At 72.7% G+C, this 1,357-nt stretch carries 1 protein-coding gene; it reads right to left on the reverse strand.

The window, feature by feature from the left end:
- Positions 1–201: 201 nt before the first annotated feature.
- Positions 202–1,275: a M48 family metallopeptidase gene (locus FNQ90_RS23345; protein ID WP_182608165.1), complete on the reverse strand. Its 1,074-nt coding sequence runs from the start codon at positions 1,273–1,275 to the stop codon at positions 202–204.
- Between the last annotated feature and the right edge of the window lie 82 nt (positions 1,276–1,357).

Consider the following 1,357-nt stretch of genomic DNA (forward strand, 5'->3'; position numbering starts at 1 on the left):
GGATTCGGCGGGACGGACCCGTTCTCCGTGCTGGACGGCTCGGCGGCCGAGGGCGTGGTGTGCGGGACCCTGCGGCAGTCGCCGCCCGTCGGGTCCGCCGAGGAGTGAGTCCGCGCGGCCCCGGCCCCGATCGACCCCGCCGGTGTCCGGTCGGTCCCCGGTCGGGGGCGGGCGGTGCCGCCCGCCCCCGACCGGAGGGGTTCAGTCGCGCTCGCCGGAGTCCCGCGGGCCCTCCGACCCCCCGGGCCCGCCGGAGCCGCCGGTGGTCCCGGAGCCGGTGGAGCCGTTCGGGCCGGGACGGCGGGGTCGACCCCCGCCGGTGGCGAAGTCCCGCAGCTTCCCGCCGAGGTCCCCCGCACCCGTCGCCACGTCGTTGACCAGCTTCATCAGCGGGTCGCGGCCGTTGCGGACGGTCTGCGCGTAGTGACCGGCCGACTCCCGGAAGGAGTCGGTGATCCGGGTCTCCCCGTCCTCGTCCCGGCGCGGGTAGTGGCCGTCGCACAGCCGCTGGTAGTCCCGGGTCAGCGACCACTTCTTCAGCTCGGCCGCGCGGACGGCCGCGAAGGGGTGCGTACGGGGCAGGACGTTGAGGATCTTCAGCACGGAGTCGCGCAGGTCACCGCCCGCCTCGTACTCCTCGGCCTGCTCCAGGAACGCGTCCACGTTCATCCGGTGCAGGTTGTGGCCACCGGCCAGCTTCATCAGCCCGCGCAACGAGGCGTCCAGGTCCTGTCCCACCAGCAGGCCCGCCCGGTCGGCGGACAGCTCGGACTTGCGGAACCACTCGCGCAGCGCGGTGACGATCGCCATGATCGCCACATTGCCCAGCGGGATCCACGCCACCCGCACCGCGATGCTCGTCAGGAAGAGCAGGATGGTCCGGTAGACGGCGTGGCCGGAGAGCGCGTGCCCGACCTCGTGGCCGACCACGGCCCGCATCTCCTCCTCGTCCAGCAGGTCCACCAGCCCGGTGGTGACCACGATGATCGGCTGGTCCAGGCCGATGCACATGGCGTTGGGCTGAGGGTCCTGCGAGACGTACATCGGGGGGACGCGTTCCAGGTCCAGGATCGCGCAGGCGTCCAGCAACATGTGGTGCAGTTCGGCGAACTGCCGCTCGCTCACCCGCACCGAGTCCGACAGGAACAACAGGCGCAGGCTGCGCTCCGGCAGCATGCCGCTGAGGGTCTTGAAGACGGTGTCGAAACCGGTCAGTTTGCGGAGCGCGACCAGCGCGGAACGGTCCGCGGGGTGTTCGTACGCCCGCGAGGAGATGCCGGGGTAGTGACGTCGTCGACGTCCCGGTGTCCCGGCCCCCGGTCCGTTCCCGTCCGCGTCGCCGGGACCCGCCCCCCTC

The sequence above is a fragment of the Streptomyces alkaliphilus genome, assembly GCF_014141535.1.
Classification (GTDB): Bacteria; Actinomycetota; Actinomycetes; order Streptomycetales; family Streptomycetaceae; genus Streptomyces; species Streptomyces alkaliphilus.